General features: G+C 58.6%; 26 protein-coding genes. 7 read left to right on the top strand and 19 right to left on the bottom strand.

The features are described from left to right. Nucleotides 1–3 precede the first annotated feature (3 nt). Nucleotides 4–2,106, top strand: coding sequence for a methyl-accepting chemotaxis protein (locus DEH80_RS12915; RefSeq protein WP_109720918.1), 2,103 nt, complete (start codon nt 4–6; stop codon nt 2,104–2,106). A gap of 82 nt (nt 2,107–2,188) precedes the next feature. On the opposite strand, the gene DEH80_RS12910 is transcribed toward DEH80_RS12915, so the two are convergent. From DEH80_RS12910 to DEH80_RS12900, 3 genes are read right to left on the bottom strand one after another with little or no spacing between them, the layout of a single operon-like run. Then, nucleotides 2,189–3,268 (bottom strand): PilT/PilU family type 4a pilus ATPase, encoded by a 1,080-nt coding sequence (locus DEH80_RS12910; RefSeq protein WP_109720917.1) that lies wholly within the window; start codon nt 3,266–3,268, stop codon nt 2,189–2,191. Beyond that, a complete protein-coding gene (locus DEH80_RS12905; protein ID WP_109720916.1) occupies nt 3,268–4,443 on the bottom strand; it encodes a PilT/PilU family type 4a pilus ATPase in 1,176 nt (391 codons plus the stop codon). Before DEH80_RS12905 ends, DEH80_RS12910 begins: the two co-directional genes overlap by 1 nt. 37 nt (nt 4,444–4,480) lie before the next feature. Beyond that, nucleotides 4,481–5,518 (bottom strand): type IV pilus twitching motility protein PilT, encoded by a 1,038-nt coding sequence (locus DEH80_RS12900; RefSeq protein ID WP_109720915.1) that lies wholly within the window; start codon nt 5,516–5,518, stop codon nt 4,481–4,483. A 55-nt stretch (nt 5,519–5,573) separates the two neighbouring features. Here DEH80_RS12900 and DEH80_RS12895 point away from each other — a divergent pair, with 55 nt between their 5' ends. The 6 genes from DEH80_RS12895 to DEH80_RS12870 all read left to right on the top strand — a co-directional run bounded on the left by DEH80_RS12895 (nt 5,574) and on the right by DEH80_RS12870 (nt 11,227). Beyond that, on the top strand, nt 5,574–6,275 hold the full coding sequence (locus tag DEH80_RS12895) for a YggS family pyridoxal phosphate-dependent enzyme (RefSeq protein WP_109720914.1): 702 nt from the start codon (nt 5,574–5,576) through the stop codon (nt 6,273–6,275). Next, a complete protein-coding gene (rpiA, locus tag DEH80_RS12890; protein WP_109720913.1) occupies nt 6,272–6,931 on the top strand; it encodes a ribose-5-phosphate isomerase RpiA in 660 nt (219 codons plus the stop codon). Before DEH80_RS12895 ends, rpiA begins: the two co-directional genes overlap by 4 nt. 173 nt (nt 6,932–7,104) lie before the next feature. Next, nucleotides 7,105–7,539 (top strand): pilin, encoded by a 435-nt coding sequence (locus DEH80_RS12885; RefSeq protein WP_109720912.1) that lies wholly within the window; start codon nt 7,105–7,107, stop codon nt 7,537–7,539. A 71-nt stretch (nt 7,540–7,610) separates the two neighbouring features. Beyond that, entirely contained in the window at nt 7,611–9,575 is a 1,965-nt protein-coding gene (locus tag DEH80_RS12880; RefSeq protein ID WP_133249233.1) for a hypothetical protein, read from the top strand. Beyond that, nucleotides 9,568–10,485 (top strand): glycosyltransferase family 2 protein, encoded by a 918-nt coding sequence (locus DEH80_RS12875; protein WP_109720910.1) that lies wholly within the window; start codon nt 9,568–9,570, stop codon nt 10,483–10,485. The genes DEH80_RS12880 and DEH80_RS12875 overlap by 8 nt, the downstream gene beginning before the upstream one ends. 7 nt (nt 10,486–10,492) lie before the next feature. Next, on the top strand, nt 10,493–11,227 hold the full coding sequence (locus tag DEH80_RS12870) for a class I SAM-dependent methyltransferase (protein ID WP_109720909.1): 735 nt from the start codon (nt 10,493–10,495) through the stop codon (nt 11,225–11,227). Here the strand turns inward: DEH80_RS12870 and DEH80_RS12865 are convergent. From DEH80_RS12865 to rplO, 16 genes are all read right to left on the bottom strand, one after another. Then, entirely contained in the window at nt 11,224–12,486 is a 1,263-nt protein-coding gene (locus tag DEH80_RS12865; protein WP_109720908.1) for a lipopolysaccharide biosynthesis protein, read from the bottom strand. The genes DEH80_RS12870 and DEH80_RS12865 overlap by 4 nt on opposite strands. A gap of 18 nt (nt 12,487–12,504) precedes the next feature. After that, nucleotides 12,505–13,713, bottom strand: coding sequence for a phytanoyl-CoA dioxygenase family protein (locus DEH80_RS12860; protein WP_133249232.1), 1,209 nt, complete (start codon nt 13,711–13,713; stop codon nt 12,505–12,507). A gap of 531 nt (nt 13,714–14,244) precedes the next feature. Further along, the gene (locus DEH80_RS12855) at nt 14,245–15,189 is read right to left on the bottom strand and encodes a beta/alpha barrel domain-containing protein (RefSeq protein ID WP_109720906.1); all 945 of its coding nucleotides are present in this window, start codon (nt 15,187–15,189) and stop codon (nt 14,245–14,247) included. Further along, entirely contained in the window at nt 15,186–15,887 is a 702-nt protein-coding gene (locus tag DEH80_RS12850) for an acylneuraminate cytidylyltransferase family protein (protein ID WP_109720905.1), read from the bottom strand. The genes DEH80_RS12855 and DEH80_RS12850 overlap by 4 nt, the downstream gene beginning before the upstream one ends. Beyond that, on the bottom strand, nt 15,874–18,183 hold the full coding sequence (locus DEH80_RS12845; RefSeq protein WP_109720904.1) for an N-acetylneuraminate synthase family protein: 2,310 nt from the start codon (nt 18,181–18,183) through the stop codon (nt 15,874–15,876). The genes DEH80_RS12850 and DEH80_RS12845 overlap by 14 nt, the downstream gene beginning before the upstream one ends. Continuing rightward, a complete protein-coding gene (locus DEH80_RS12840) occupies nt 18,180–19,613 on the bottom strand; it encodes a CDP-glycerol glycerophosphotransferase family protein (protein ID WP_109720903.1) in 1,434 nt (477 codons plus the stop codon). Before DEH80_RS12840 ends, DEH80_RS12845 begins: the two co-directional genes overlap by 4 nt. Continuing rightward, a complete protein-coding gene (locus tag DEH80_RS12835) occupies nt 19,610–20,644 on the bottom strand; it encodes a DUF354 domain-containing protein (protein ID WP_109720902.1) in 1,035 nt (344 codons plus the stop codon). Before DEH80_RS12835 ends, DEH80_RS12840 begins: the two co-directional genes overlap by 4 nt. Nucleotides 20,645–20,680: 36 nt before the next feature. Then, nucleotides 20,681–21,955 carry a nucleotide sugar dehydrogenase gene (locus DEH80_RS12830; protein WP_109720965.1) on the bottom strand — a complete coding sequence of 425 codons (1,275 nt, stop codon included), beginning with the start codon at nt 21,953–21,955 and terminating at the stop codon, nt 20,681–20,683. A 97-nt stretch (nt 21,956–22,052) separates the two neighbouring features. After that, nucleotides 22,053–22,445, bottom strand: coding sequence for a 50S ribosomal protein L17 (rplQ, locus tag DEH80_RS12825; RefSeq protein ID WP_109720901.1), 393 nt, complete (start codon nt 22,443–22,445; stop codon nt 22,053–22,055). Nucleotides 22,446–22,471: 26 nt separating this feature from the next. Continuing rightward, nucleotides 22,472–23,467 carry a DNA-directed RNA polymerase subunit alpha gene (locus DEH80_RS12820; RefSeq protein ID WP_109720900.1) on the bottom strand — a complete coding sequence of 332 codons (996 nt, stop codon included), beginning with the start codon at nt 23,465–23,467 and terminating at the stop codon, nt 22,472–22,474. Between the two features lie 91 nt (nt 23,468–23,558). Next, complete coding sequence (gene rpsD, locus DEH80_RS12815; RefSeq protein ID WP_109720899.1) at nt 23,559–24,179, bottom strand: 30S ribosomal protein S4; 621 nt, start codon at nt 24,177–24,179, stop codon at nt 23,559–23,561. 3 nt (nt 24,180–24,182) lie between these two features. After that, nucleotides 24,183–24,572 (bottom strand): 30S ribosomal protein S11, encoded by a 390-nt coding sequence (gene rpsK / locus DEH80_RS12810; protein ID WP_109720898.1) that lies wholly within the window; start codon nt 24,570–24,572, stop codon nt 24,183–24,185. Nucleotides 24,573–24,583: 11 nt separating this feature from the next. Further along, nucleotides 24,584–24,940, bottom strand: coding sequence for a 30S ribosomal protein S13 (rpsM, locus tag DEH80_RS12805; RefSeq protein WP_109720897.1), 357 nt, complete (start codon nt 24,938–24,940; stop codon nt 24,584–24,586). 106 nt (nt 24,941–25,046) lie between these two features. Beyond that, nucleotides 25,047–25,160 carry a 50S ribosomal protein L36 gene (rpmJ, locus tag DEH80_RS12800; RefSeq protein WP_109720896.1) on the bottom strand — a complete coding sequence of 38 codons (114 nt, stop codon included), beginning with the start codon at nt 25,158–25,160 and terminating at the stop codon, nt 25,047–25,049. Nucleotides 25,161–25,175: 15 nt separating this feature from the next. Then, nucleotides 25,176–26,519, bottom strand: coding sequence for a preprotein translocase subunit SecY (gene secY / locus DEH80_RS12795; protein WP_109720895.1), 1,344 nt, complete (start codon nt 26,517–26,519; stop codon nt 25,176–25,178). Then, nucleotides 26,519–26,956, bottom strand: a complete 438-nt coding sequence (rplO, locus tag DEH80_RS12790) for a 50S ribosomal protein L15 (RefSeq protein ID WP_109720894.1) — start codon at nt 26,954–26,956, stop codon at nt 26,519–26,521. The genes secY and rplO overlap by 1 nt, the downstream gene beginning before the upstream one ends. Nucleotides 26,957–26,959 lie beyond the last annotated feature (3 nt).

The raw sequence follows: 26,959 nt of genomic DNA, 5'->3' as shown, positions 1-26,959 counted from the left end.
ATCATGGCTGAGGGAGCCAAGCGGGTTCGGGGAACCCGACTAGCAATTCTGCTGCTACTGCTGGCGATGACATCCATCGCCGCCGCGCTGTTCATTCTTTACCGCGTGGACCAGGTCGCGCAGTGGGATCGCGACTACATCGCCCTGTCCGTCGACTCGAGTTCAGTGGCCGAGAACATCGCACGGCTGGCTGACGATATTACGCGTGGACTGCCACCAGACACGCGCAACATGGAAGGCCTGCGTCTGACCTTCGAAGACAACATTTACGCCATGCGCGAGGGCGATGAGTTCATCAACCTGCCCCCGGCTCCGGCGCCGTTGCAGGAGAACATCGACGCCCTGGAGGCCGAGTTCCAGCCGATGTCGGACGCCATCGACGAGATTCTGGATCGACGCGCCGCTTATGTGCTGATACAGCAGGAAGCCGCTGCCATCGAGAATCTGGCCCCCGAGGTCACCGCTCCCCTCGAATCCGCCATCAGCACCCTGGCCACGAGAAGTGCGCCGGCAGAACAGATCACGCTGACCGCGGACTTGCTCGTCCAGGTCAACCAACTGCCGGTGCAGGCCGCTGCGGTCAGCCAGCAGGGCTATGATGCCGACACGCTGGCGACCGAGCTGGCCGCGAACGTGGACGCCCTGAGCGCACAGCTGCGGCAGCTCCTCAGCGGAGAAGGCCTGGGCTTCCAGCCAGCCCGGATCGAAACCGTCGATGCCGCTGTGGCGGATGCGCTGGCGGGCATGCAGCAAATCCGCGAGAGCGTGACCACGATCACCGAAGAAGCCACGGAACTGGCCGTGGTGCAGAGCGCTGCGGCCGAGATCTCCCGCCTGCGCAACAACGTGAAGTTCACGGCCGAAAACAACGTTCAGCAGTCCTTCCTCGACTACCGGGATGGTCGTCAGCTCGAGGCGCTGCACGGCTACGTGCTCGGTGGCATTACCGTGATTCTGCTGGTCATCTTCGTGACCGTGCTGCTGCGCCAGGCCCGTGCCCGTGCCCGCGAGCTGGAAGAAGCGGATGCCGCGCAGCAGGAAGCCATTTTGCGTCTGCTGGACGAGATCACCACGCTGGCCGATGGTGACCTGACCGTAGATGTCACGGTGACCGAGGATTTCACTGGCGCGATCGCCGACTCGATCAACTACACCATCGATACGCTGCGTAGCCTGGTGGGTACGATTACCGCCACCTCGGATGAGATCACACAGTCAGCCTCCGGCACGGAAGCAGTGACGCAGCAGCTCAACGCGGCATCACGTCGCCAGGCCGATGAGATCAACAGCGTCTCGCAAGCCATTGGCGCCATGTCGCAGTCCATGCAGCAGGTGTCGCATCGCGCTGATGAACTCGCCCAGGACGCCCAAGCCTCGGTTGAAACCGCGCACACCGGTTCCGAGACGGTCCGTCGAACCGTGGACGGGATGACCGCCCTGCGAGACCAGATTCAGGAAACTGCAAAACGCATCAAGCGCCTGGGTGAATCGTCGCAGGAAATCGGCAACATCATCGAGTTCATTAATGACATCGCCGAACAAACCAACACCCTGGCGCTCAACGCGTCGATCCAGGCGGCCATGGCCGGCGAGGCGGGTCGCGGGTTCGCGGTGGTGGCAGAGGAAGTGCAGCGGCTGGCCGAGCGTGCTGGTAACGCAACCCGGCAGATCGAAACCCTGGTCAAGACGATTCAGGCCGACACCAACGAAGCCATCGTGTCGATGGAGCGCAGCACCACCAACGTGGTGAGCAATGCCCAGCTGTCCGAGGCCGCCGGTGAGGCGCTGGACCGCATCGAGGCATCCTCGACCGACCTGTCGCGCCTGATCTCGGACATCTCCAACGACGCCCGCACACAGACCGAGTCCGCCACCGACCTGGCCGGCCGCATCCAGGTTATTCAGGACATTGCAGGACAGACGCAGGTGGCCTCGGACACGACGGCATCAGCCGTGTCCAACCTGAATGCCCTGTCCGTCAAACTGCGTGAGTCTGTCGCCGGCTTTAAGCTACCTTCGGCCGAGACTGCAGACGCCGAAGACCTGGACTTCGATGACACGGTCGTCGATCCAACACCGACTGACGAGGAACGCGACGCCGCCTGACCGCGGGTCCATCGCACCGCCAAAGACTCAACATCGCCCCGCCCTGCCGCGGGGCGATGTTCGTTTGGGCTGCCGGTTGGGGTTAGCTGCCGAAGTTGATTCGTGTTTCGAGATTGGCCCGTGAATCCGCGTTGGACAGGGCTTCCTCCATCGAGATTTCGTCAGCCTGGTATAGCGCATACAGCGCGTCGTCGAAGGTCTGCATGCGCGAATCCGACGACTCGGCCATGGCCTCGCGTACGCCATCGACTTCACCACGGAGAATCAGATCGGCGATGTAAGGCGTCACGACCATGACCTCCAGCGCAGCCACCCGTCCCCCGGCCTTACGCCGTACCAGGCGTTGGGAAATCACCGCGCGCAGATTCAGCGCCAAATCCATGTACAACTGCCCGCGCAGGTAATCGGGGTACATGTTGATGATGCGCTGCAGCGTCTGGTAGGCGTTATTGGCGTGCAGTGTTGAGATGGCCAGGTGGCCGGTACCGGCCAACTGCACGCAGGATTCCATGGTCTCGCGGGAACGAATCTCACCGATCAGAATGACATCCGGCGCCTCGCGCAGGGCACTGTGCAGCGCCCGGTCGTAACTCTTGGTGTCTTGCCCCAACTCGCGCTGATTGATGATCGAACGCTTGTTCGGATGCAGGAATTCGATCGGGTCCTCCACCGTGAGAATGTGGCCCGAGGCATTCTCGTTGCGGTGATTGATCATCGCTGCCAGCGTCGTTGACTTGCCGGAGCCGGTGGCCCCGACCATGAGCAGCATGCCGCGCTTTTCGAGAATAAGGTCCTTAAGCGTTTCGGGCAGGCCCAGTTCGTCCAGTGTGGGCACGGTATTGCGAACGTAGCGCAGCACCATGGCCGGCCGACCGCGCTGATGGAATAGATTGACGCGGAAGCGTCCCAACCCGCCGGCCTGCGTGGCGAAATCCAGCTCCAGTTCCTCGGCGAATTCCTCGCGCTGTTCGGGCGTGAGGATGCCGTTGGCCAGCTCGCGGATCTGACCGGAGGTCATTTCGGTCTTGCCCACTGCGTGCATCTCGCCATTGATCTTGATCATCACCGGCGAGCCGGTGGTGAAGAACAGATCAGACGCCTGCTTTTCTACAGCGAGCTTGAGGTACGGGACGATGCCCGGCAGTTGTGAGGCCTCTGACATTACTGCCCACCCGATTTCTGGCTGGCGATCAAGGCGTCATCGTCATCCATCATCGAGATGCCCGACAAGCCATCGTCCAGGTTCTTTTCAGCCCGCTTGCTTTCAAGCTTGACGCGCAGCCGCAGCTCGTTCTTGGAGTCGGCGTTACGCAGGGCCTCTTCCAGGCTGATGGTGCCGGCCTCGTAGAGATCGAACAAATGCTGGTCGAAGGTTTGCATGCCCTGTTCCCGACTCTTGGCCATGACTTCCTTGATCTTGTGGACTTCGCCCTTGAAGACGAGATCGGAAATCAGTGGCGTGTTGAGCATGATCTCCATGGCAGCGGCTCGCCCACCGCCTTCGCGGCGCACCAGGCGCTGACTGATGATGCCGCGCAGATTCAGCGATAAATCCATGAGCAACTGCTCGCGCTTTTCATCCGGGAAGAAGTTGATGATGCGATCCAGTGCCTGGTTGGACGAGTTGGCATGCAGTGTGGACATGCAAAGGTGACCGGTTTCGGCAAAGTTGATGGCGTATTCCATCGTCTCCTTGGCGCGAATCTCACCGATCAGAATCACGTCAGGCGCCTGACGCAGCGTGTTCTTAAGCGCGGCTTCCCAGCTGTCGGTGTCCACTCCGACCTCACGCTGGGTAATGATGCAGCCCAGGTGGGGGTGAACGTACTCCACCGGGTCTTCAATGGTGATGATGTGGCCCTTGGTTTCCTTGTTGCGCAGACCCAGCATCGCGGCCAGTGATGTCGACTTACCGCTACCGGTCCCCCCGACCATCAGCACCAGCCCGCGTTTGGACATGACCACATCCTTGAGCACCTCGGGCAGGTTCAGTTTGTCGAAATCGGGGATCTCGGTTTCGATGGTTCGCAGCACCGCACCTGCACGGCCCTGCTGCACGAAGGCGTTGACGCGGAATCGACCGATCTGAGGCGGCGAGATGGCGAAATTGCATTCGTTGGTCTCCTCGAAATCCTTGACCTGGCGGTCGTTCATGATCGCGCGGACGATCATCGCTGAATTCTCGGGAGACAACGGCTTGTCCATCACCGGCGTCATCTGTCCATCGACCTTCATCGCAGGTGGGAAACCGGCGGTGATGAACAGATCCGATGCCCCTTTTTGCTTCATCAGGCGCAGCAGTTCCTGCATCAGTTTCGCGGCTTGATCGCGTTCCATCGGTGGCTCCGGTGGTTTGAAGGGCAGCGCCCGTCGATTACATGAAATCTTCTTTTTTCACGGCGCGGCGGCGGGCTTCCTGCTTGGACACCTTGCCCTCACGCACCAGAATCTTGAGCGACTGGTCCAGGGTAATCATGCCGTCGCGAGCGCCCGTCTGAATCGCCGAATACATCTGCGCGACCTTGTTCTCGCGGATGAGGTTTCGGATGGCCGGGTTGCCGATCATGATCTCGTGGGCCGCCACACGCCCCCCACCCTGCTTCTTCAGTAGTGTCTGCGAAATCACAGCCTTGAGGGACTCGGACAGCATGGCCCGGATCATGTCTTTTTCTGCCGCCGGAAACACATCAACCACACGGTCGATGGTCTTGGCCGCCGAACTGGTATGCAGGGTGCCGAACACCAAGTGGCCCGTCTCCGCCGCAGACAAGGCCAGCCGGATGGTTTCCAGGTCACGCATTTCGCCCACGAGGATGACATCCGGATCTTCGCGCAGCGCCGAGCGCAATGCCTCGTTGAAGCCCAGGGTGTCGCGATGTACCTCACGCTGGTTGATCAGGCATTTTTTCGGCTTGTGGACGAATTCGATGGGGTCTTCAATCGTGAGGATGTGACCGTACTCGCTCTCGTTCTTGTGATTGACCATCGCGGCCAACGTCGTGGACTTGCCGGACCCCGTGGGCCCCGTCACCAGCACCACACCACGCGGTTGGTCGGCGATATCCTTGAAAATGCCCGGCGCGTTGAGGTCTTCCAGCGACAGGATGTCAGACGGGATGGTGCGAAACACCGCGGCTGCACCGCGATGCGTATTGAATGCGTTGACACGAAAACGCGCCAGGTCGGGGATTTCGAAAGAAAAGTCGGTCTCCAGCAGCTCGTCGTAATCCTTGCGCTGCTTGTCGTTCATGATGTCGTAGATCATCTCGTGCACTTGCTTATGCTCGAGCGCTGGCAGATTGATCCGTTTAACGTCACCATCCACGCGAATCATGGGCTCCATGCCCGCAGACAAGTGCAGATCGGACGATCCCTGCTTGACCCCAAAAGCCAGTAGCTGCGCAATATCCATCGGTGCTCCCCGCGCCTGATGTCAGAATGAATTGGACTCAAAGTATCGACATCGCATGACCCCGGCAACCAAGTCATTTGATGTGCTCGCAGCGTATCGACAGATATGTGAAAGAGTCGCGAAGGCCGAGCACGCCGCCGGCCGAGATCCCGGCAGCGTGACGCTGGTCGGTGCAGCCAAGGCCCAGCCGATCGAAGGCCTGCGCCAGCTCATCGATGCCGGGCTGGCCCATGTCGGCGAAAACTACTGGCAGGATGCGGCGGCGCACCTGCCAGTCGATCCGGCTCATCGGGTCGCCTGGCATTTCATCGGCCCCATCCAGTCCAACAAAACCGCCGCCATCGCCCAGCACTTCGACTGGGTTCAGAGCCTGGACCGCGAAAAAATCGCCCAGCGCCTCAGTGATCAACGGCCGGCCGGTCGACCCGCTCTGAACGTTCTGCTGCAGGTCAATATCAGTCAAGAAGACAGCAAATCAGGCCTCAGGCCAGACCGTGTTAGCGCGTTTGCAACGCAAGTGCTGGACAAGCCCGGATTGCGATTACGCGGCCTAATGGCCATACCCGCACCCGGAGACAGCGATGCGTATCCGGCGATGGCAGCACTGATGAACCAGCTGCGTGCGTTGACTCCCGGGGTCGATACACTATCGCTAGGCATGAGCGCGGACCTCGAAACCGCCATCGCGGCTGGCGCCACCATGGTCCGCATCGGCACCGCCCTGTTTGGCCCCCGTCCACAACCGAGTTCGACATGAATCAAGACGACATGAAACGCGCCGTCGCGCGCGCCGCCCTGGATGAAATCGTGCCCGGCGCCATCCTGGGCGTGGGCACCGGCTCGACTGTGAACTTTCTCATCGAATTGCTCGCCGAACGCCGTGACGACATCCCCGGCGCGGTCTCATCCTCCGAAGCCAGCACCGAACGGCTCAATGCCATCGGCATCCCCGTACTCGAACTCAACGCCGTAGAGCACATCCCGGTCTACATCGACGGCGCAGACGAAGTCACACCCCAGGGCTGTATGACCAAAGGCGGCGGTGGGGCGCTGACCCGGGAGAAGATCATCGCGTCAGCCAGTGACCGGTTCGTCTGCATCGTGGACCAATCCAAGCTGGTCGACCGGCTCGGTGCCTTCCCCCTACCCGTTGAAATCATTCCCATGGCTGAAGCACTGATCACGCGCTCGCTGCGCAAGCGCGGCGGCCGCCCCACAACCCGCAAAGATTTCCTGACCGACAACGGCAACCGGATCATCGACACCCAAGGCCTCACCATCAAAGACCCGGTCGCCTTCGAACAAACCCTGACGGCTGAACCTGGCGTCGTCACCTGCGGCACCTTTGCACTGACACCTGCGCACCGGATTTTGGTGGCGACACCGGATGGCACACAGACGATCGATTGCTGACAGAAATTGTCAGTCGCTGACGCATCGCGCAGGACTGCGACGGAGGGCATGCCTCTAACTCTTTGATTTTATGACCGTCGCCCCTCCCCCCAGCATGGCACCGTCCCTGCGTGCACGGAGATAGGCGGCTTGATGCCGCTGTGCATCAATACTTTCCTTGGGAGAAATCACCAATGCAGAAGAAACAGCAAGGCTTCACGCTGATCGAACTGATGATCGTCGTGGCGATCATCGGCATCCTCGCCGCCATCGCCATTCCGGCCTACCAGGACTACACCATCCGCGCGAAAGTGAGCGAGGTCATGGGCTTGGCGGGCAACGCAAAGACCAATATCGGCGAGTACTTCATCTCAACGGGCAACATGCCGTCCAGCACCACCATCGCTGGCGTCAACACCAGCACGGCCCAGAGTGACTACGTATCGGCGATTGCGTTCGCAACGAACGGTACCGGCGCCACGATGACGTATACGCTGGCCAACCTGGGTGGCGATGCGAACGGCGACACGCTGATCATGCAGTATTCAGGCACATCCAACGGCCTGACCATGGACTGCACCGGCGGAACGCTTGACCAGAAGTACCGCCCTGCCAACTGCCGTAGCTAAGTTACTCAGCTAACTGCAAACCCTCGGCGGCGTCAGCTGCCGAGGGTTTTTTTATTCAGGCCTCAATGAACTTGAACAGTAAGCACGCAACTCAGGCACTGCTGAGCGGACTACTGCTCGCGATTCTGGTCGCGACCACAGCTGCCTACTCACCTGCATTGCCAGGCCCCTTCCTTCTCGATGACTTCCACAACATCGGGACGATGCAAGGTGGCATAGAAACCGCTGAAGACCTTAGAGAACACCTCTTCGTACCCGTTGCGGGTGCCACCAACCGACCCATCGCAAGGGCCAGCCTGCTCGTCGATGACAACGCGTGGCCCAGCACCGCGACCCAGTTTAAATGGACCAATCTAATGCTCCATTTGCTTTGCGGGGTGCTCGTCTTTGCTGTTTTTCGAAGAATTTTCGAACACTTCGGCCGATCGGAATCGCGTGCGGCCTGGCTCGCGCTCTCTCTGGCGTCAATCTGGCTGCTGCACCCGTTCAACCTCTCTACTACGATGTATGTCATCCAGCGGATGACCCAGCTGTCCGCCCTATTCACGCTCTGCGGTCTGCTGGCCTATCTTTACCTCCGACCCGCGAGCGCGCATTCCTCTTGGAAGCGCACAGCCCTACTTGCGTTCTCGACCGGCGCATTCGTACTGCTGGCCACGTTCAGCAAAGAAAATGGGATTCTGTTAGTCGTTTTGCTGGCCGTTCTTGAGCTGACGCTGTTCTCCGGTGCCAAACGAGGCTCGACCAGCTTCAGGGCATGGCGATGGTTGTTCATCTTTCTGCCGGCGGCCCTGCTGGTCTTGTATGTGGCTTATCTGCCGAACTGGGTGGATGGCTACAAGCACCGAGCGTTCAGCCTCCAGGAACGACTGCTAACGCAACCGGTGATTCTGCTTGAGTACCTTTATCGGATCCTGTCGTTTAGAACCTTCGGAATAGGCGTCTTCCAGGATGACCAAGTTATCCGGACGTCCCTGCTAGACCCAGCTGTGACGTTTAGCCTGATCACTTGGACCCTGTTGATCGGTGTGGCCTGGCGGATTAGAGCGCAGCAACCGATCATCCTGTTCGCGGCGCTCTGGTTCTTCGGCGGGCACTTGCTCGAATCAACAACGATCCCCCTGGAACTGTACTTCGATCATCGAAATTATCTGCCCATGCTCGGACCGTTGGCAGCTGCGGTATTCGGCATCGACGCATTAATCACCAAGGGAACAGACCACCCGCGCGCCCTATCCGCAGCCGCATTGTCCGGTCTATCCCTGTTCGCAGGCGCCCAGCTCTATCTGCTGGCCAAGCCTTGGGGCAAGGCTGATGAATTGGTGCTGCTCATGGCTACGGAGCACCCGGATTCTCCACGCGCGACACGTAGCCTCGTTCGTTGGATGGAACACTTCTTCCAGCGCGAACAAGCACTGGACATACTGGATAGCGAGTTCGACACGCCACCCCCCCGCGATGTGAGTCTCGCAATGATGTCGGTGGATATCACGTGCAAGGCTGGACTGCCCCATCGATACGATCTAGGGACGCTTGCCTTATCCCCTGAGAACCTGGCACTAACTGACGGTGTCGGGCCGACAGCGACCCAGCTGATAGCATCCATTCGGTCCATACCCTGCCCTGAGCTGCTGCCCGGCTTGTACGATCTCCTGGAAGCCAGCCCGAGCATGACACCGCGCCTGTCCAGTCCCGGCAAGCGAAATGCCAAGCTGCTGAGACTCAATGCACGAGAATTGTTGAGGAGTGGTGAGCTGGAACGCGCCCGGGACAACCTGCACCGGGCCTACGAACTCCACCCATCGGCAGGTACAGCATTTGCCCTAACTGAATTCTGGCTCACAGTCGGACACATTCCATCCGCGCTCGCATGGCTTGAGCGCACGGAGGAGCTTGAGCTCAAGCACCGAAATCCACTGCGGCCCAACCTCTCCAGAACGTTTGCCGAGAAAAGAGCACTACTCGAGAACGTAAATGCACAATTTAAGACAGCGAATCCAGACGCCGTAGCACCAGAGAGCCAACCCAGTGAGTGAAAGAGAGCGCCCGACAACCGAAAAGTGGTCTACTAGCGACATCAGTTGCATCATCCCCGCCAAGAATGAAGCCGCAACCATCGGGGCTGTGGTCAAAGCAGCTCTCGCGTTGGGCGTCGCAGAGGTGATCGTCGTGGACGACGGCTCCACGGACCAGACGGCGGCACTTGCCGATGAAGCAGGTGCCACTGTCGTGAGCCACGCCTATTCCAAGGGCAACGGTGCCGCGATCAAATCGGGCGCCCGGCATGCGAAAAGCAATCTGCTCGCCATGCTGGATGGCGACGGCCAACATGACCCTCAAGCCCTGAGCGCGCTTTTGGACCGGGTCAATGAAGGCTACGACCTTGTTGTAGGTGCTCGACGCCGTAGCGGTCAGGCAAGCGGGATGCGCCATCTGGGCAACGCCGTGTACAACCGCCTCGCCTCCTGGATTGTGGGACAGCCAGTACTCGACCTCACCTCGGGATTTCGACTGGTGAAACGTCAGATGTTTCTGGAAGTTTTGGCGCTGTTGCCCAACGGGTTTTCTTATCCAACCACTTCAACCATGGCGTTTTATCGCAGCGGCTATAGCGTGGCGTTCAATGAAATTGATGTCGCGCGTCGCCGAGATGAGAGCGGCAGCCACATCAATATCTGGAAGGACGGGGGGCGTTTTCTTCTGATTATCTTCCGTATCGCCGTACTCTACTCACCGCTCAAAGTTTTCTTTCCAGCAGCCATGTCGTTCTTCGCCGGTGGTGTCTCATATTATTTTTACACCTTCCTGACGGACGGCCGTTTTACAAATTTTGGCGCCCTGCTCCTGACTACATCCGTGGTGATTTTCCTGATCGGGCTTGTCTCCGAGCAGATCACCACATTGACTTACCTGTCGTCCAAACGCAGCGACGGCGACTGCGGATAAATCAGACATGAAGGCATTGGTTCGCACGCTACGCCGGCTGAGCCAGCTGATTCGGCGCGAAGTAACGAGTGCTGATACCGCGCTCATTACCCTCGTCGAACGCAGAATCAGCGAAGACATTGCACAGCGATGTGTGCGCGACGGCGCCGTAGTCTTCGAAGACCAATGGCTGGCACGACGACACTGTGCTGAACGTCTTCGCTCCAATCCGGCCGACGGACTGAACCTTGAATTCGGAGTATTCCGGGGGCGGTCCATCAACTTTTTTGCTGAGCAGCTTCCGAGCCAGACCTTTCACGGCTTTGACAGTTTCGAGGGCCTGCCTAGCGGAAATGGCTTCTGGGCACGGTATTTCTCAAAAGGTCGTTTTGATCTGGGCGGCCGGCTACCGCCAACGCAAGCAAACGTCACGCTCCATGCCGGCTGGATTGAGGAGACTTTGCCCGCCATGCTCAAAACTGTGCCGGATGAGCCAGTGCGTTTCGCGCATATCGACACCGACATTTACGAATCAGCACGACAGATATTAGAACTGATCGAACCGCGCCTGCGGCCGGGAAGCATTCTGCTATTCGACGAATATTGCAATTACCCCGGATTCACGAGCGAAGAGTACCGTGCATTCCAGGAATTTGTAGCCACAGCTGGGGTCGAGTACCGAATCATCTGCGCTGCGATGAACGAACGTCGATTCGGGGCACTCGGCAAGGTAGCGATGGAAATACTGAGCATTAATCACTAGCCGAGAATACGCTGTCGCATCCGCGCTTCGCCTCGATTGCAGGCGATCAGCACCGGTATGCATAGACAGAGGCTACCGCCTGCATGCGCCCAGGCCGCACCCGCTTCGACCCGATCCGGCAGTAGCAAGAGAAGCACCACATAAGTGCCCACGCTCAACAGATTCAGCATACCAAGTCGCCCAACACGATCTGCGTGCACGAAGTATTTCGCGTGCAAGAGATAAGCGAAGTGGAGCCAGTGTGAAACCAGCAGAATCGGCAAATAGACCATACCCCCACCGTACTCTGCCCCGGTCAGGTACCGATAAATCAGCGTGCCTGCTACGTAGGTCAGAGTCGCTGCGGCAATCGCCGCCAGCAGTAGCCAACGTCTTAGGTCGCGCACCTTAGTGCAGTTCCCACTCTGATAGAGCCCGAGGGACTTGGGCGTAAAGTGATTGTTCAGCGCGGTTGTAACGACAAGAACGCCAGAAGACAGTGCGAACGCCACCGTGTAGACGCCCAGTTCTGTTACACCAATGACATAGGCCAGTAGGATTCGGTCAAGACCCAAGCGAATCCACTGGGCAACCACCTGCGGGGTGCTGCGCAAGGAGAAGGAAATGATCCGCCGGAATGTCGTGGCGCTCCATTGCCCCCGTCGAGGCCACCTGGCCCCGAGATGGCGCAGTGCAATAACCGCCGTGATACCCAGCGCCAGAACATAGCCAACGGTTCGCCCAACTAACGGCTCGACACCAAGTCCAATCAATGCGAACGCAGCAACAAGAAGCAGGACGCTGCGAGCGACCTCCACCAAACCGAACCTTCGAATCTCTTCACGCGCCAGAGATGCTTTCTGCGCGAGCTCCACTAAAGCCGAAAAAAGCGCCCCGACCAGGACGAACACCGATGCCTGCAGTGAAAAGCCAAACTGCAAAAGAAATCCAGGGAGCAAGACCTGAAGAACCGACCCGACCCCAATCCACACCAGCATCACGAAACTTGCAACATGAGCCAAAAACGCCGCATAGGCTATCGCCGAGAGGTGAGCTCGTTCGCGCATGACCAGAGTGTTGGCACCAAACCCAATCGAACCGGCAATCACAAGCAGCGCTGAGATGAATACGGTGGCCGCCCCCATCTCCGATGCTGACAGCACTAACGCGAACAACGGGATTGAAATAACTGACAGCCCCTTGCCCAGCCCAGCAATTAGGAGCAAGAGAACCACCTGTTTCACATGCACACACCCAATTTTGCCGGGAATCCTGAGCATGCAGACGCAGACCTCATGTCACTTCGCCCCGCCGCTGTGGAGAGTGGCGGTTCGCCGGTTGGCCGGCCGAGTCCTGACGAATGCGGGCTGCGCCGCCGGACCCAACTGTCGCACTCGCTTACGAAGCCATGGACGCAGCAGCCGGAGCAGAAATCCCGCGACCATGCCGGCGCCGCTAACCGCATCAGCGTATTTGTGAACGGGAAGACGATGTGCATGGAGACGAACAACGCGTCGAACCTGGCCAGGCCGGACCTGCTGCGCCATGTGAAAGCAGTCGGAATCAAAAATGATCATGTCACCGGGCATTCCGGTAAATTTGTACTGTTGTTGCACTAACGCAGGCGGCACATCGTTGCTTAGCGCACCGAGCTGCCCCCCTAACAGGACATGACGGTCCGCCAACGCACGCCCCCAGAGATGGGTGCCAGGCGACACCAACAGCCCGCCATCACCCTCCCCGACTGCAGACGCAAGAACGTAGAGTTTGAGACTGTGCTGCCGATCAAAATGCCACGGGAGCAGGACATCTGGAGAAGCCTCGTCTGAGGTCAGGAAAACAGATGAGGGGCACCTAACGGGCTCCCCTAGGTAAAGCCGGCACACTTCGGAGAACAATTCGATTTGTGACGCCAACTGGTTATAGACCTGCTCGTCTTCTAGCAGACCCAGGTCATGCACCCGCAACACCTGCCCAGTCGGGTTGGCGGGATGCGGGTGGTACTGAAGTTGATGCGGCCCGAGCGACCCTGCCCGTGCGACCAGGCGTTGAATCAGCGCGTCGAACCGTGCCGCACAATCTCCTATGGCATCAGGCCGCCTGAGCACAGCTACGCCTGATGATCTCAGACACGAAACCACCGTGGCGGCTTCGGGTTCAACCGTGTAGTCATCCGGCGCGCATTCAACCACGCCGGTCATGCCAAAGATCCCATTACAGATTTGCAGACGTCCGCCGTAGAGAGTGACATCACTAAACCCTGAACACCCGTCTCCACCTACGAACGAAACGCTCACGAAAGCCTGTCGGCAAGCCCTCACCCCATTCACGTAGTCGATAGCAGCGAAAAAGCGAATCAGGCTCCAACCAGTCGCAGCCAGGAAGCTCGGCAGGCCATAGATCAGCGTCAGCGTGAATCGCGGGCCAGGCCTTCTCAGCCCAAAAGTTGCGTGTCGCCATCTCAGCGAAGCGATCCCCGCAATGAATCGCATCAATGTACCAGTCACGCGGCCCTGTCTGTCCCCAGTCGCCCATAACGAAAGGATCAAGTGCCCGGAGGCGCGTGTTTCTGCAAGCGTGCTTCACGTAATCGTTAAACGTTCTATGTAGCTCAGTTTGCTGGCGCCGCAATGAGGCAGGCGGCAGTAAAAGGTCGATCCCCCGGTCGTGGTCGTTGGCCAGTGAGGACAGCAGGTCAACCAACTGCCTAGCCTCACTCATCAGCGTGGCCTCTACACGAGCTGGAGTGTGACCCACACGTTCAAGGTGCCACCCGCGACCCAACAGGTATCTGCAAACCGCTTCGCCAAACGACACCACCGGCTGGGCTGTGACTGGACAGCAGCAGATGGCTCTCTCAACACGCCTGCGAGTGGAGATGGCATTAGCTTCGGAAAGGAAATTTAGTTGTTTCCCCGGACCGAGGAAGATTGGAATAACGGCCGCGTGAGTCGCAAATGCCCTGACATGCGAGTCACCCAGCATGATGACCCGACCTTCCAGAGCGCTCTCGACCTCGCTTGAGAGGACACTCGCTGTCATTCTGGAACGGAGAAGTCTCTCAACGCCTCAAGCACACGCTGGATGATCTGCACCTGTCGAGCACAGTCCGCGACTGTTGCAGTCGTCATGGGCAACCGCTCATAGCGCAAACCATACCCGGCCACTTCCAGTGCCAGTTTATGTGCAACGTGCCACCCGAGAGGCCCCACGACCTCGTCAAAATACGGGCGCTCGATGTTCTGCAAATAACGCTGCACTGTCGGTGTGTCTTGCCCGATTATCGCTTCGTAGATTGATGCGGCGGGCCTTGAGTCCAACATTAGCGACCCATTCAGCCAACTCCGAAGCCGTCCCGTTTCTGCCAGTTCAGCAGCCCGTCGTTTGCCCCCACCCGCAATAACAATATTGTGCGTCTCACCGTAGCGTGCCAACAGGCTACGTGCGAGCGCGTCGTCCTTGGAATCCTCCTTCATCCCGACGACCCCTGGCAGGCCAAGCGCCTGGTCGAGCAAGCGCCCCGGCCAGTCCACGAGGCTGCCGTCGAATCCGCTGACCAGTTTCATCTGATGAATAAAACACGGCAGACCCGCGCGAATTGGCGCCTCCAGATACGACAGCACAGGCGCATCCTCACCGAAGTAACGCTCTGGAAATAGCACGGAAATCGCGTCCGGCTGATAGTCACGCGCGGCTCGCTCGCAGAATCGCTCAAGATCGGCCTGTCGTTGGCCAATCGGATGCCCTACGATCGCAGGAATGCCTTTGCTCCGCGCTGCCTCGCAGGTCAGCCGGTTCACGGAGTGGATCTCATCCACGGACAATTGCAGATAGCGGGTGTTGAATGCCATGGCGTACAGGCAGGCAACGCCGGCATTAGGAACGATTCGGTCGAGATACCCCTCAAGCGCCGCCCAGTCGATGGCTTCGTCCGCACGAAAGAACATCGGGATCGAGAATGCAATGCCATGAAGTCGATTCATCGCATGCGCTCCAGCACCAGCTCCGCCATAGTGAAATCCAGATCAGTATCGACGTCCAAACTTTCCTCGACGCTCATTAGAAACGGCCTAGCACCGCTATAGAACGTGCCTGCCTGCAAGAATTCGTCAATTCGTTGGAAATAGATTGCTCCATTCGGCCGGTAGAGCGTCTCAATGTCCTGTGAACGGGTCTGCCCAGTCACCATGGGACTGGCATCACCGAAGACAGGCTCCCAATCACCGCCCCGCGCCACCCTGAATGCGAACTGAATGGGGAACTCGTAGGGCATAGCGGAAAACAATGCTTGCCCGGACGCCTGCCATTGCGCCAGTGCACGACGCATGACTGCTTGCGTCCGCAAAGGCGCAGTCGGCAAACACACACCGAACCAATCACCGGGGAATAGTTCTGGTGAAGCAGACAGCAATCGATGAATTTCATCCGTCACCTTGGATGTGTCACCCGCAGTGGCTGCAGGGCGAAGCACGGTCGTCACATGGTTCCCGAAGGTCGAGTTGACGAGATCAAGATAGTCTTGAGAGTCCGTCGTGAAGATCACGTGCTCCACTGCGTCGTGCCCAAGGCAGGCTCGCAATGTATGGAAAACGAGCGGTTCACCAGCCAACGGCCGGACATTCTTCCCTTCCAGGCGCTTGGACCCGCTTCGAGCGGGAACAACGACACTAAGCTTGTGCACTGAAAGCCTCCGTCAATCGATCCAGCGCGATCCCAAATCCTTCCATATCGTTCATGTGGCCATTCCAAACTTCGGCGATCCAGGGCCGCTGCCCTCCGGACAGCCCGAGCGCTGTGTTCACCCTACGCATGTCAATTTGTCCGTCGCCGATCTGCAACCCCTCACCGTTCGGCGGCCTCGCATCCGCGACATGACAGTATCCGACCACATCCGCAATCTGGTCGAGATCATCGTAGAAATCTCGATGAAGGTAATCGCAGGCTAGGTACGAGTGGCTGAGGTCCAGACAGAATTCCACGCGACCATGACTCTGAATCGCCATTAGATCATCTGGCGAAACAAACAACCGATGTCGCCCCTGGCCACCAAAATGCCATGGGAAAGGAGGCATCGTCTGCGGCAGCATATGAACACCTGCATCCCATAACCTGTTGCGTGCAGCAACGACCCGGTCAAAAGCTTCCACACGATTGAGCGGTGGCACATGGCCAGAAGCCTGACTACGCCCAACGGCTCCTCCAACGTTGACGATCAGATACGGTCGCTGATCACTTCGGGCGGCCTCCGCTACACGCAGGCACCATGTCACGGTCTCAAGTAGCAGGTGCTCTGATCGGGCACGCACCTCCGGATCGTCTGACACCAGATCCAACACAAACTCATGAGCGAACTGTTCAGGTGCGTGGAATGCGACGTCGCGGCCACGGAGTACTTGCGCAACTTGAGCTGCCGGCTCCTCGAGGTCTGTTGCGAACAGGTGATACTCCACAAATGCAGGAGCAAAACGGTCCTGCACCGCTACGGCGTCTCGCTGCCGGACGGGCAGACCGAAGCGACCTAGAAATTCCGGACGCATACCCCGCCCTGCCGCCAAGCCACTGAAATCAGCCGCCATCAGAGGAGCGTGACGGGCTCGATCCCGGGTCAACGGCCGACCGGATAAGTCCCTCTCCCACTCGAGCGGCGAAAGGCCCACACGCGGCGAACGCACGATCACATCTCCAGGCTGGACCAGCTCGCCCGCACGCTTGTCGCACGCTAAATAAATCCCTTTTTCCAACGCCACGGCATTGAGCACCTCCCCCTGAGAGACCCTGCGCGTGAGACCGCTATCCCCCTGAAGAGCTTCGGCGGCATCGCTCAGTTGAGCACATAATTGTGCGAGCTCCTGTGGCAGCAATGAAGCCGAGTGGTCCATCCCCTCTTGAGATCGATCGAGCGTGAGATGCTTCTCGATGACCACGCAGCCACGGCTCGCTGCGATCAACGGTATATGAGTACCGCGCTCGTGCCCGGAGTAGCCGACCAATCCACTAGGAGAGAGACGGCGCAGGGTATCCACGAAGTCCAATTGGACATCAGAGAAGGCCGTTGGGTAAGTTGAGTTGGTATGAAGAAACGTGCAGTCGACGTAGGCACGGCGTAACAGACCGGCAACGTATTCAATATCACTGACCGTGTTCATGCCTGTGGACATCAACACGGGCATATCGGCATCGATGAGCTTGCGGTGCAGGCTGAGATTCGAAAAATCAGCCGATGCAATCTTGAGCCCGTCGGGCTCATAATCGAGCAGCCATTCCAAACTGGGTTCGTCAAACGGGGTACAGATAGCGGCCAAGCCGAGCTGACGTGCGTAGTCCATCAACCCCGAGAGCTGCTCATGCGACAGGTTGAATCGAGCAAGCTGCCGAATTGTGTATGCCGTCGCGTAGTCCGTCTCGCGAAGGTAGGCCTCGTCAAGCGACACGTAGAGTTCAGACAAACTACGCGCCTGGAACTTGACTGCATCCGCACCTGCAGCGGCCGCAGCATCGACGAGTTGGCGTGCCGTATCAGGTGAACCGTTGTGATTGTTCCCGATTTCGGCAATCACCAGGGGCTTTCCACCCGGGACATATCGTTTGCCCGCGATCTCTAAACCGCTTTCACGTGTGCGTTCGAACACGCGTCGACAACGTCCGTGGTGATCCAGAACGGGAATCACATTACCTAGTTGCTTGTCGAACTTGGCTAGGTGCTGAGCATAATCGTCTCCGATGTGAAGACGTTCGAAGGAAGCATTCCACCGGATAGTGGCATCCGCGGGGACATCAGCAGCGACTGCGCGAATCAGATCGCCACGACTGAAACTGCCGACACAGGCACCCGCCTCGTTGACTGCGAATACTGTATTAACTTGGCCATCTGCAAATCGGGTTGCAGCGGCTCGAACGGTCGCCGCCTGCTCGAGCATGAACCGCGCCGGACGAGTTCTCAGACACCAAGTCTGCCGGGGCAGATCGCTTATGGTCATACCTGAACTCCTGCGGCCTGTTGGGTGCGCATTGCCTGCTGCCAGCTCATAAGCACGGAGCGAATACCTGCCTCCGAATCAGCGTAAAAACAACGTGACCCGTCTATGTAGTCTGCTAGGCCATTTTTTGCGTTCGGGTGCGTAAACAGGCAGTAGCTTCCCAATCGAAGCGCCTCGACCCCCACAGTGGAAAACCCCGTGATACACAGCGAACTGCGAGCGAGCGCAGCCTCAATGGCCGCATCCCCCGGCAGCTGTATTACAAACGTGCCCGAAAAGGACGCTTGCGCGAAGGTGCTTCGAATTGCCTCTAAAGCAACAGAATCGCGCGGGTGCGGCCGTATGATGACCTCAGTCGCTGCGTCCAGGCACTCCAGCGCTGCGATCAGACCCATGTTGAAAGTCATCGGCCATTCCTGAAGGGCAACGAGAATGCGTCTGGATGCGCCGGCCACGTCCCGGTCCCTATCAGTCCCGATCACCTGCTCCAGCCAGAGATTGCCTATGACCTGGCACCGGAACCCGGCATTTGGATAGTTCGACATCCAGCGCATTGCACGGCGGCCGGCCACGTCGTCCCATACATGAAACGCTCTTGGAAGGGTCGCCGCCTTACCCAGATTGGCCGGCACCTGCCCCAATGCATACATCGGATGGTCGTCATTCTGAATCCCGTGCTGGTACTCGACGGTACGACAGCCAATCCGCCGCGCGACTGCAGTGACCGCCATCGCATCCAGGGTGTAGTAGACAATAGTCACTACCTGACAGTGAGGCTCTAGTCGCAGGAGACGCGAGTAAATTCGGATCAGCCATTTGGAACGATCCAAATGGCGCTGAAGCCGGCGGGAGAACCGCTTTTTGCTCACGCGGTCTGGGCGCGCATTGAGTTGTTCAAGCGCATGCACCACTAACTCGGCGGGTGCCTTCGAAGTCCGGCTGAACACCCCTATAAGGCGCTGCAGGATCCAGACGACCAAACTGATATTGACAACCCTCTCGCCACTTGGACCCCGATACGATGCGGGCCCCACTCCAGTTTCAAAAACCATCACCTGATTGGATCTAAGTAGCAATGCTGACACCACGCTATCGGCGTGCTTGCTGACTCCCCGGGTGCGAACAGGTTGCCCGACACGATGAGAAGCCGGCACCACGACCAGGTGAGCGGGACTGGCACCCCACATTCGCACTAGATTGGGCAACAAGAAAATTAGCTGCTCTAGCCCAAATCGACAGGCCGTCATGACGGGCAATCTTTTTTGTTCTCCCTTGCGCCGCAACGACTCGAATAGAAAGAGCCTGACCACTAATTGGAAGTCAGGGTCACGGTACCCGCGCTCTGCGACGGCCTGCAGCACTTCATCGATTACTCTGCGCAACTTGGCGGCTGAAATGAGGCCACTGCCGCTCTGGTTGGTATCTGTCACAACGTCTCGGCGGTGAGAGCGCCATAGATCGTTTCTGTTACATCGCAGCTGTTTTCAAGCAGGCGCGCATGTCGATCCCGGACGTCGCTGAGCGGAGCATCCAACATGCGGCTAATTCCCTGACAAACGGCCTTCGGCTCAGTTGAACGCAATACCGTAACAAGTCCGTATTGATCCTGGAGGTCTTCCAGATAGCCACGCGATGTCTCCGCTGCATACAGAGCCGGTACTCCAAGTACTGCGCTCTCGGAAACCAACGTTGCGCTTTCGCCTATACACGCGCGACAAAACGCCAGCAGATGATGTAGGTGTTCCGGAGGTCCTTGGTACACGTAGCGTGCCAAGTCTGGAGGTAGGGGCGTTTCTGTAGAAATGACGACCCGGCCAAGTTCTTCAAGCTTATGGACCACCGCTCGTAGCGTGGTTTCGGACCAGCCTTTCTCACCGAGATCATGGTTGGCTTGCCAAGATACAACTCGAACCAGAAACGTATCCCCAAAAGGAGCTAAACCGCAGTGCAGCAACGCCAGCTCACGATTGGGTACGAAATATTTCGGACGCAGGTAGGCCAGCTCATGATACCCCGGGTAACGCACGGTTCTACGATTCGGCGTCCACCCCTTGTAGCAATCAGGCACATACAGGCGGGTGGCGACTGGATAGGTCAGTGCGTTCTGCAAGGTCGCGTTTTCGGTGTCGTAGAACACCACGGACGGTCGGCGGCACAAGACGCCCGCATGCGCAGCAAAAATGCCTCCTACACCCGTCAGTACGTCGGGCCGTTCAGCGTGGACTAGCCCCACAAGGTTCCGCAAACGAGAGACGTACTCCCGACCCATTCCCTGGGGTCGCCCGTCGTTCTGTCGCGAAAGACACCGATGCTCCACGCCCAAGGCATCGAGTAGGTCGACTGCGCATTCTTTTGCCCGACTGCTGACCACGACTTCATGGCCTGCTTCGATCAAACACTTCCAAGCATTCTTATAAAAGTGAACATGTGCCGGATGTCCGATGTCAGCAAGAACCTTCATCGAATCCCTCGGCTGCCAGCCTGAGGATCACGACACCTAGAGCCGCTCGACATGCAGCCCCCCTTCGGCGACATTCGGAAGTAAGCCCGGTAAATCTAAAACGACTCCGCCGGGTAATAGCCAAGCTTCCAAGCTCGGCGTGTCGATCTCACTGAAATCACGATGACCAACGGCCACAAGCGTCCCGGCAACGTCAGTAAGGTCTTCAAGCCCAACGAGGGACACACCAAACTCCGAGGAAAGCTTTTGCGCATCCACCACCGGATCGACAACCAAGGGTTGAATACCGTACTCACTCAACTCTGAAAGAATGTCGAACACCCGAGAATTACGTGTATCCGGACAGTCCGCCTTGAAGGCTATTCCCAAGACTGCGACGCGCGCGCCCTGGACCACAAAACCTGCTCGAATCAATTGCTTAACGAGTCTAGAAGCAACGTATTGACCAAACGTATCGTTGATGCGGCGGCCGGCGAGAATCACCTCAGGGTGATAACCGACCGTCTCCGCCTTGTACGTCAGATAATACGGATCAACGCCTATACAATGCCCCCCGACCAGCCCAGGCCTGAACGGTAAGAAATTCCACTTAGTGCCGGCTGTTTCTAGGACATCGAGCGTATCGATTCCCAGACGATGAAAAATAATCGCCAGCTCATTCATGAGCGCAATATTTAGATCCCGCTGGGTGTTCTCGATGACCTTGGCGGCCTCCGCAACCTTGATCGATTTGGCGCGATACACCCCCGCCTCCACGACTCGTTCGTAGAGGGCGGCCACCCGATCGAGCGTTTGTGGATCTTCCGCCGAAACCACCTTGACTGTCGTACGAAGTGAATGCTCCCGATCTCCGGGATTAATCCGCTCTGGCGAGTAGGCGAGTTTGAAATCTTCACCGCGTTTAAGGCCAGACGCCTGCTCGATCAGCGGAGCCAGCACTTCATCTGTAAGTCCGGGGTAGACCGTGGACTCCAGGACAACCACTGCGCCTTTCTTTAAATGCTGTCCCACACTGCTAGCCGCGCTTTTTAATGGCCCTAAATCGGGCTGTCGCGCGTCTGTAACCGGTGTGGGGACGGTAATGATCACGAAGTCTGCATCGCGCAGCAGCCCCGCGTCACCCGTAAACACGACATGCTGCGCGGCTTCAAACGCGTTTGAGGGTGATTCCCCGGTCGGATCCTGACCTGATTCGAGCGCCTTTATGCGCGCAACGTCGGTGTCAATACCAATGGTTCGCGTCAGCTGCCCAAACGCGAGCGCCAGCGGCAGCCCGACATAGCCTAGGCCGACAACAGCAATGGTTTCCAAACCAGCCTCCCCTGATGGGGACGCACTACACTGCGCCCCCAGAAACGACATCGGGCGCCGAAGCGCCCGATGTCATTATGCCTTGTTAACGCCTTGCTTAGGAGGCGTCTGTCTCGCCTTCTGATGCTCCGACGGGACGATCGACCAGTTCTACGTAGGCCATCGGCGCGTTGTCGCCGGGACGGAAACCGCACTTGAGAATGCGGATGTAGCCCCCCGGGCGCTCCTTGTAGCGCGGGCCGAGATCGGTGAACAGCTTGCCGACGGTCTTCTTGTCACGCAGGCGGTCGAAAGTGATCCGGCGGTTGTGCACGGAGTCTTCCTTGGCCCGCGTGATCAGCGGTTCAGCGAAACGACGCAGTTCCTTGGCCTTGGGCAAGGTGGTGCGAATCATTTCATGCTCGAACAGCGAGTTAGCCAGGTTCTGCATCATCGACTTGCGATGACCCTGCTCACGTCCGAAATTGGTTCCAGCGTTACGATGCCGCATGGCTCTCTATCTCCAGTCCCGGCCTACTAGGCCGACTCGCCGGCGCCCACTTTCGGGGGCGTCCAGCTGTCCAGTTCCATACCCAGACCCAGGCCGTGGCCTTCCAGCACTTCCTTGATCTCGTTCAGTGACTTCTTGCCGAGGTTCGGCGTCTTCATCAGTTCCGTCTCGGTGCGCTGCACCAGGTCACCAATAAAGTACACGTTCTCTGCCTTCAGGCAGTTCGCCGAGCGCACCGTCAGATCCAACTCATCAATCGGCTTCAGCAGCATCGGATTGATGACTTCCTGAGGCTCCTCGACCGCTGCGGCAGCTTCGGCATCCAGATCAACAAACACCGCCACCTGGTCACGCAGGATCTGCGCAGCCGTCTGCACGGCATCACCGGCATCAACACTGCCGTTGGTTTCGATATCCAGAATCAGCTTGTCCAGATCGGTTCGCTGCTCCACACGGGCACGTTCAACCGCGTAGCTGACGCGACGCACCGGAGAGAACGAGGCATCGAGACGAAGGCGACCGACACCGGACCCTTCTTCTTCACTGACCTTGGCTACGCTGGCAGCCGGCTGATAGCCACGACCGGACGCAATCTTGAGCACCATCGAAAGCTTACCGCCGGTGAGGTTCGCGATCACGTGATCCGGATTCACGATCTCGACATCGTGATCAATCGTGATGTCACCTGCGGTCACAACACCCTCGCCGTCCTTGGACAGACGAAGCTCGGCCGTTTCGCGTGCGTTCAATCGCACGGCAACGCCCTTGAGGTTCAGCAGGATGTCCATGACATCTTCCTGGACACCCTCGATGGTGGTGTACTCGTGCAGCACACCTTCGATTTCTGCTTCCACAATCGCCGCACCGGGGATTGAAGACAGCAAGATGCGGCGCAGCGCATTACCCAACGTGTGGCCGTAGCCACGCTCCAGCGGCTCGATCGCCACGCGGGCGCGCGTGTCAGAAACCTGATCGACGTCTACACGACGAGGTTTCAGCAAGTCTTTTGAGGGACCGGTCATAGGTAACGTACCTCACTAACCAACACAAAGCGGGCCCGAGGGCCCGACTATGGGGCGCGGCGCCATGACCTGACGCCGACACCAAGATGTATTACTTCGAGTAGAGCTCGACGACGAGATTCTCGTTGATGTCCGGCAGGATCTGATCACGATCAGGACGCGTCTTAAACGTACCGGTGAGCTTCTTTTCGTCAACTTCCATCCACTCGGGGAAACCGAGCTGAGAAGCGACTTCAAGCGCGGCCTGAATCCGCGTCTGCTTGCGTGCCTTCTCGCGAATTTCCACCACATCCCCAGGGCTCACCTGGAAAGAGGGAATATTCACGACCTGGCCGTTCACAACGATGCACTTGTGGTTGACCAGCTGACGCGCTTCGGCGCGGGTCGATCCAAAGCCCATGCGATACACGACGTTGTCCAGGCGGCATTCCAGCATCTGGAGCAACAGCAGGCCGGTCGAGCCCTTCTGGGACGCAGCCTTCTTGTAGTAGTTGCGGAACTGACGTTCCAGCACACCATACATGTGCTTGAGCTTCTGCTTCTCGTGCAACTGCAGCGCATAGTCCGACAGGCGCTGACGGCGGCTGCCGTGCATGCCAGGCGGCGTGTCAATGCGGCACTTGGTTTCAATCGAGCGACCGCGCCCCTTCAGGAACAAATCCGTTCCGGAACGACGCGACTGCTTGCACTTGGGTCCTGTGTACTTCGCCATGTCTTAAACCCGACGCTTCTTCGGAGGACGGCAGCCGTTATGCGGAATCGGCGTGACGTCTGCGATATTGGTGATGCGGAAGCCGACGTTGTTCAACGCCCGCACGGCCGACTCGCGACCCGGCCCAGGGCCCTTCACGCGAACTTCGAGGTTCTTGACCCCGTGTTCGGCGGCAGCGTTGCCCGCTTTTTCGGCGGCGATCTGCGCAGCGAACGGCGTGGACTTGCGAGAGCCCTTGAAGCCGCTGCCACCAGCGGTCGCCCAGGACAACGCATTGCCCTGGCGATCGGTGATCGTGATGATGGTGTTATTGAATGTTGCGTGGACGTGCGCAATGCCGTCTGCAATATTCTTTTTGACCCGCTTCCGCGGACGCGCTTGAGCCTTGGCCATGTCTGACTAACCTACTTACGAATCGGACGACGCGGGCCCTTACGGGTGCGTGCGTTGGTACGAGTGCGCTGACCATGAACCGGCAGGCCGCGACGATGGCGAATCCCGCGGTAGCAGCCCAGATCCATCAAGCGCTTGATGTTCATGCTGATTTCACGACGAAGATCACCTTCGACCGTGAACTTGGCTACGGCTGCACGCAGCCCGTCAATTTCCGGCTCGGCCAGCTCTTTGACTTTGACGTCCGGTGCCACACCGGCCTCGTCACAAATCGCCTTGGCGCGAGTCGGGCCGATGCCATAAATCGCCTGCAGTGCGATCACTGCATGCTTGTTGGCTGGTACGTTGACGCCTGCAATACGCGCCATGCTCTAACTCCTGTGAACTGCCTGCGCGGCCCGAAAAAGGCGCGCGAATTTACCGAAAAACTTGACTGATGACAAGGTGCAGCTGATTGGCGGCACCTTCCATCGATCAACCCTGACGCTGCTTATGCCGCGGGTCCGTGCAAATCACGCGCACGGTACCGTGCCGACGAATGATCTTGCAGTTGCGGCAGATCTTCTTAACAGACGCTCGAACTTTCATGCGTCGATCCTCTTGTTACCGTGTCACGCCGGCACCGCCCGGTGCCCGCAAATTCGCTTTCTTCATCAGTCCCTCGTACTGGTGGGACATCAGATGTGCTTGCAGCTGCGCCATGAAATCCATGACCACAACCACGATGATGAGCAGGCTGGTACCGCCAAAGTAGAACGGCACATTCCACTCAAGAATCAGGAACTCGGGCAGCAGACAGACCAGCGTGATGTACGCCGCCCCAGCCACCGTGAGTTTCGTCAACACGTTGTCTATGTAGCGGGCTGTTTGCGCCCCTGGACGCACGCCTGGAATAAACGCGCCCGACTTCTTCAGGTTGTCAGCGGTCTCGCGTGAGTCAAAGACCAGTGCCGTGTAGAAGAAGCAGAAGAACACGATCATCAACGCGTACAACAGCACATACAGCGGCTGACCAGGCGACAGCGCATTGGCGATGGACTGCAGGAAGCCGGGGCCCCCTTCGCCAAAGAACCGCACGATCGACGCTGGGAACAGGATGATCGACGATGCGAAGATCGGCGGAATCACACCACTCATATTCAGCTTCAAGGGCAGGTGCTGCGTCTGCGCTGCAAACATTTTGCGGCCTTGCTGCCGACGCGCATGGTGCACCGGAATCCGGCGCTGAGCGCGCTCAACAAACACCACGAACCACGTCACCCCAATCGCCAGAGCAAACAGCAGTACGACTTGCCAAGACGCCATCGAGCCTTCGCTGACCAGCTGAGCTGTTGCACCCAACGCCGTGGGTAAACCGGCAACGATGCTCGCAAAGATGATCATCGAAATACCGTTGCCAATCCCGCGCTCCGTTACCTGCTCGCCCAACCACATCAAGAAGATGGTGCCGGTGACCAAGGAAACCGCTGCCGTAAAGATAAACGGCATGCCCGGGTTGATCGCCACTCCGCTGTTCTGCAAGGCCACCGCCGCACCAATGGACTGGAACGTCGCCAGCCCCAAGGTGCCGTAGCGCGTGTACTGCGTGATTTTGCGTCGACCGGCCTCGCCTTCCTTCTTCAACTCTTTCAACGGCTCGTATACCGCGGTCATGAGCTGAATGATGATGCTCGCCGAGATGTACGGCATGATGCCGAGCGCGAACAGGCTGAGACGCTCCAGCGCGCCACCCGAAAACATGTTGAACATGTCCAGGATGGTTCCACGCTGAGCTTCAAAGAGCGCTGCGAGCTGCTGAGGATCGATACCAGGCACCGGAATAAACGATCCGATGCGGTAAACGATCAATGCTCCAAGCAGAAACAGCAGGCGACTGCGGACCTCTCCAAGCTTGGACAGGTCCGGCATCATGCCGCCGGCGGCTGGATTGGCACCTTGTCGAGCCATTATTCGCTTCCGACGCTACCGCCAGCTGCTTCGATCGCCTTCGCGGCACTTGCCGTCGTGCGAAGACCCACAATCTTCACGGCACGAGTGATCTCGCCCGATCCGATGATCTTGCAATCAATCGTGTTGCCATTGAGCAGGCCGGCCGCTTTCAGGCTGGCCAAATCGACCGTATCCAGACCGCTCTTGTCCAGCGTATCCAGACGCAGTTCGGCCACCAACGGAGAGGTCCGCGACCGGAAACCGCGCTTCGGCAGACGGCGCTGCAACGGCATCTGACCACCCTCGAAACCGGGCTTGGGCATGCCGCCACTACGAGACTTCTGACCCTTGATACCGCGGCCACAGGTCTTGCCGTTACCCGAGGAATGACCTCGACCAACGCGATTACGGAGTTTCTTCGACCCTTGGGCCGGCTTGAGATCGTTCAGCTGCATTTG

The sequence above is a fragment of the Abyssibacter profundi genome (assembly GCF_003151135.1).
Lineage (GTDB): Bacteria > Pseudomonadota > Gammaproteobacteria > Nevskiales > OUC007 > Abyssibacter > Abyssibacter profundi.
The sequence above is the reverse complement of the archived record's forward strand: the minus strand, read 5'-3'. Positions and strand labels throughout refer to the sequence as shown.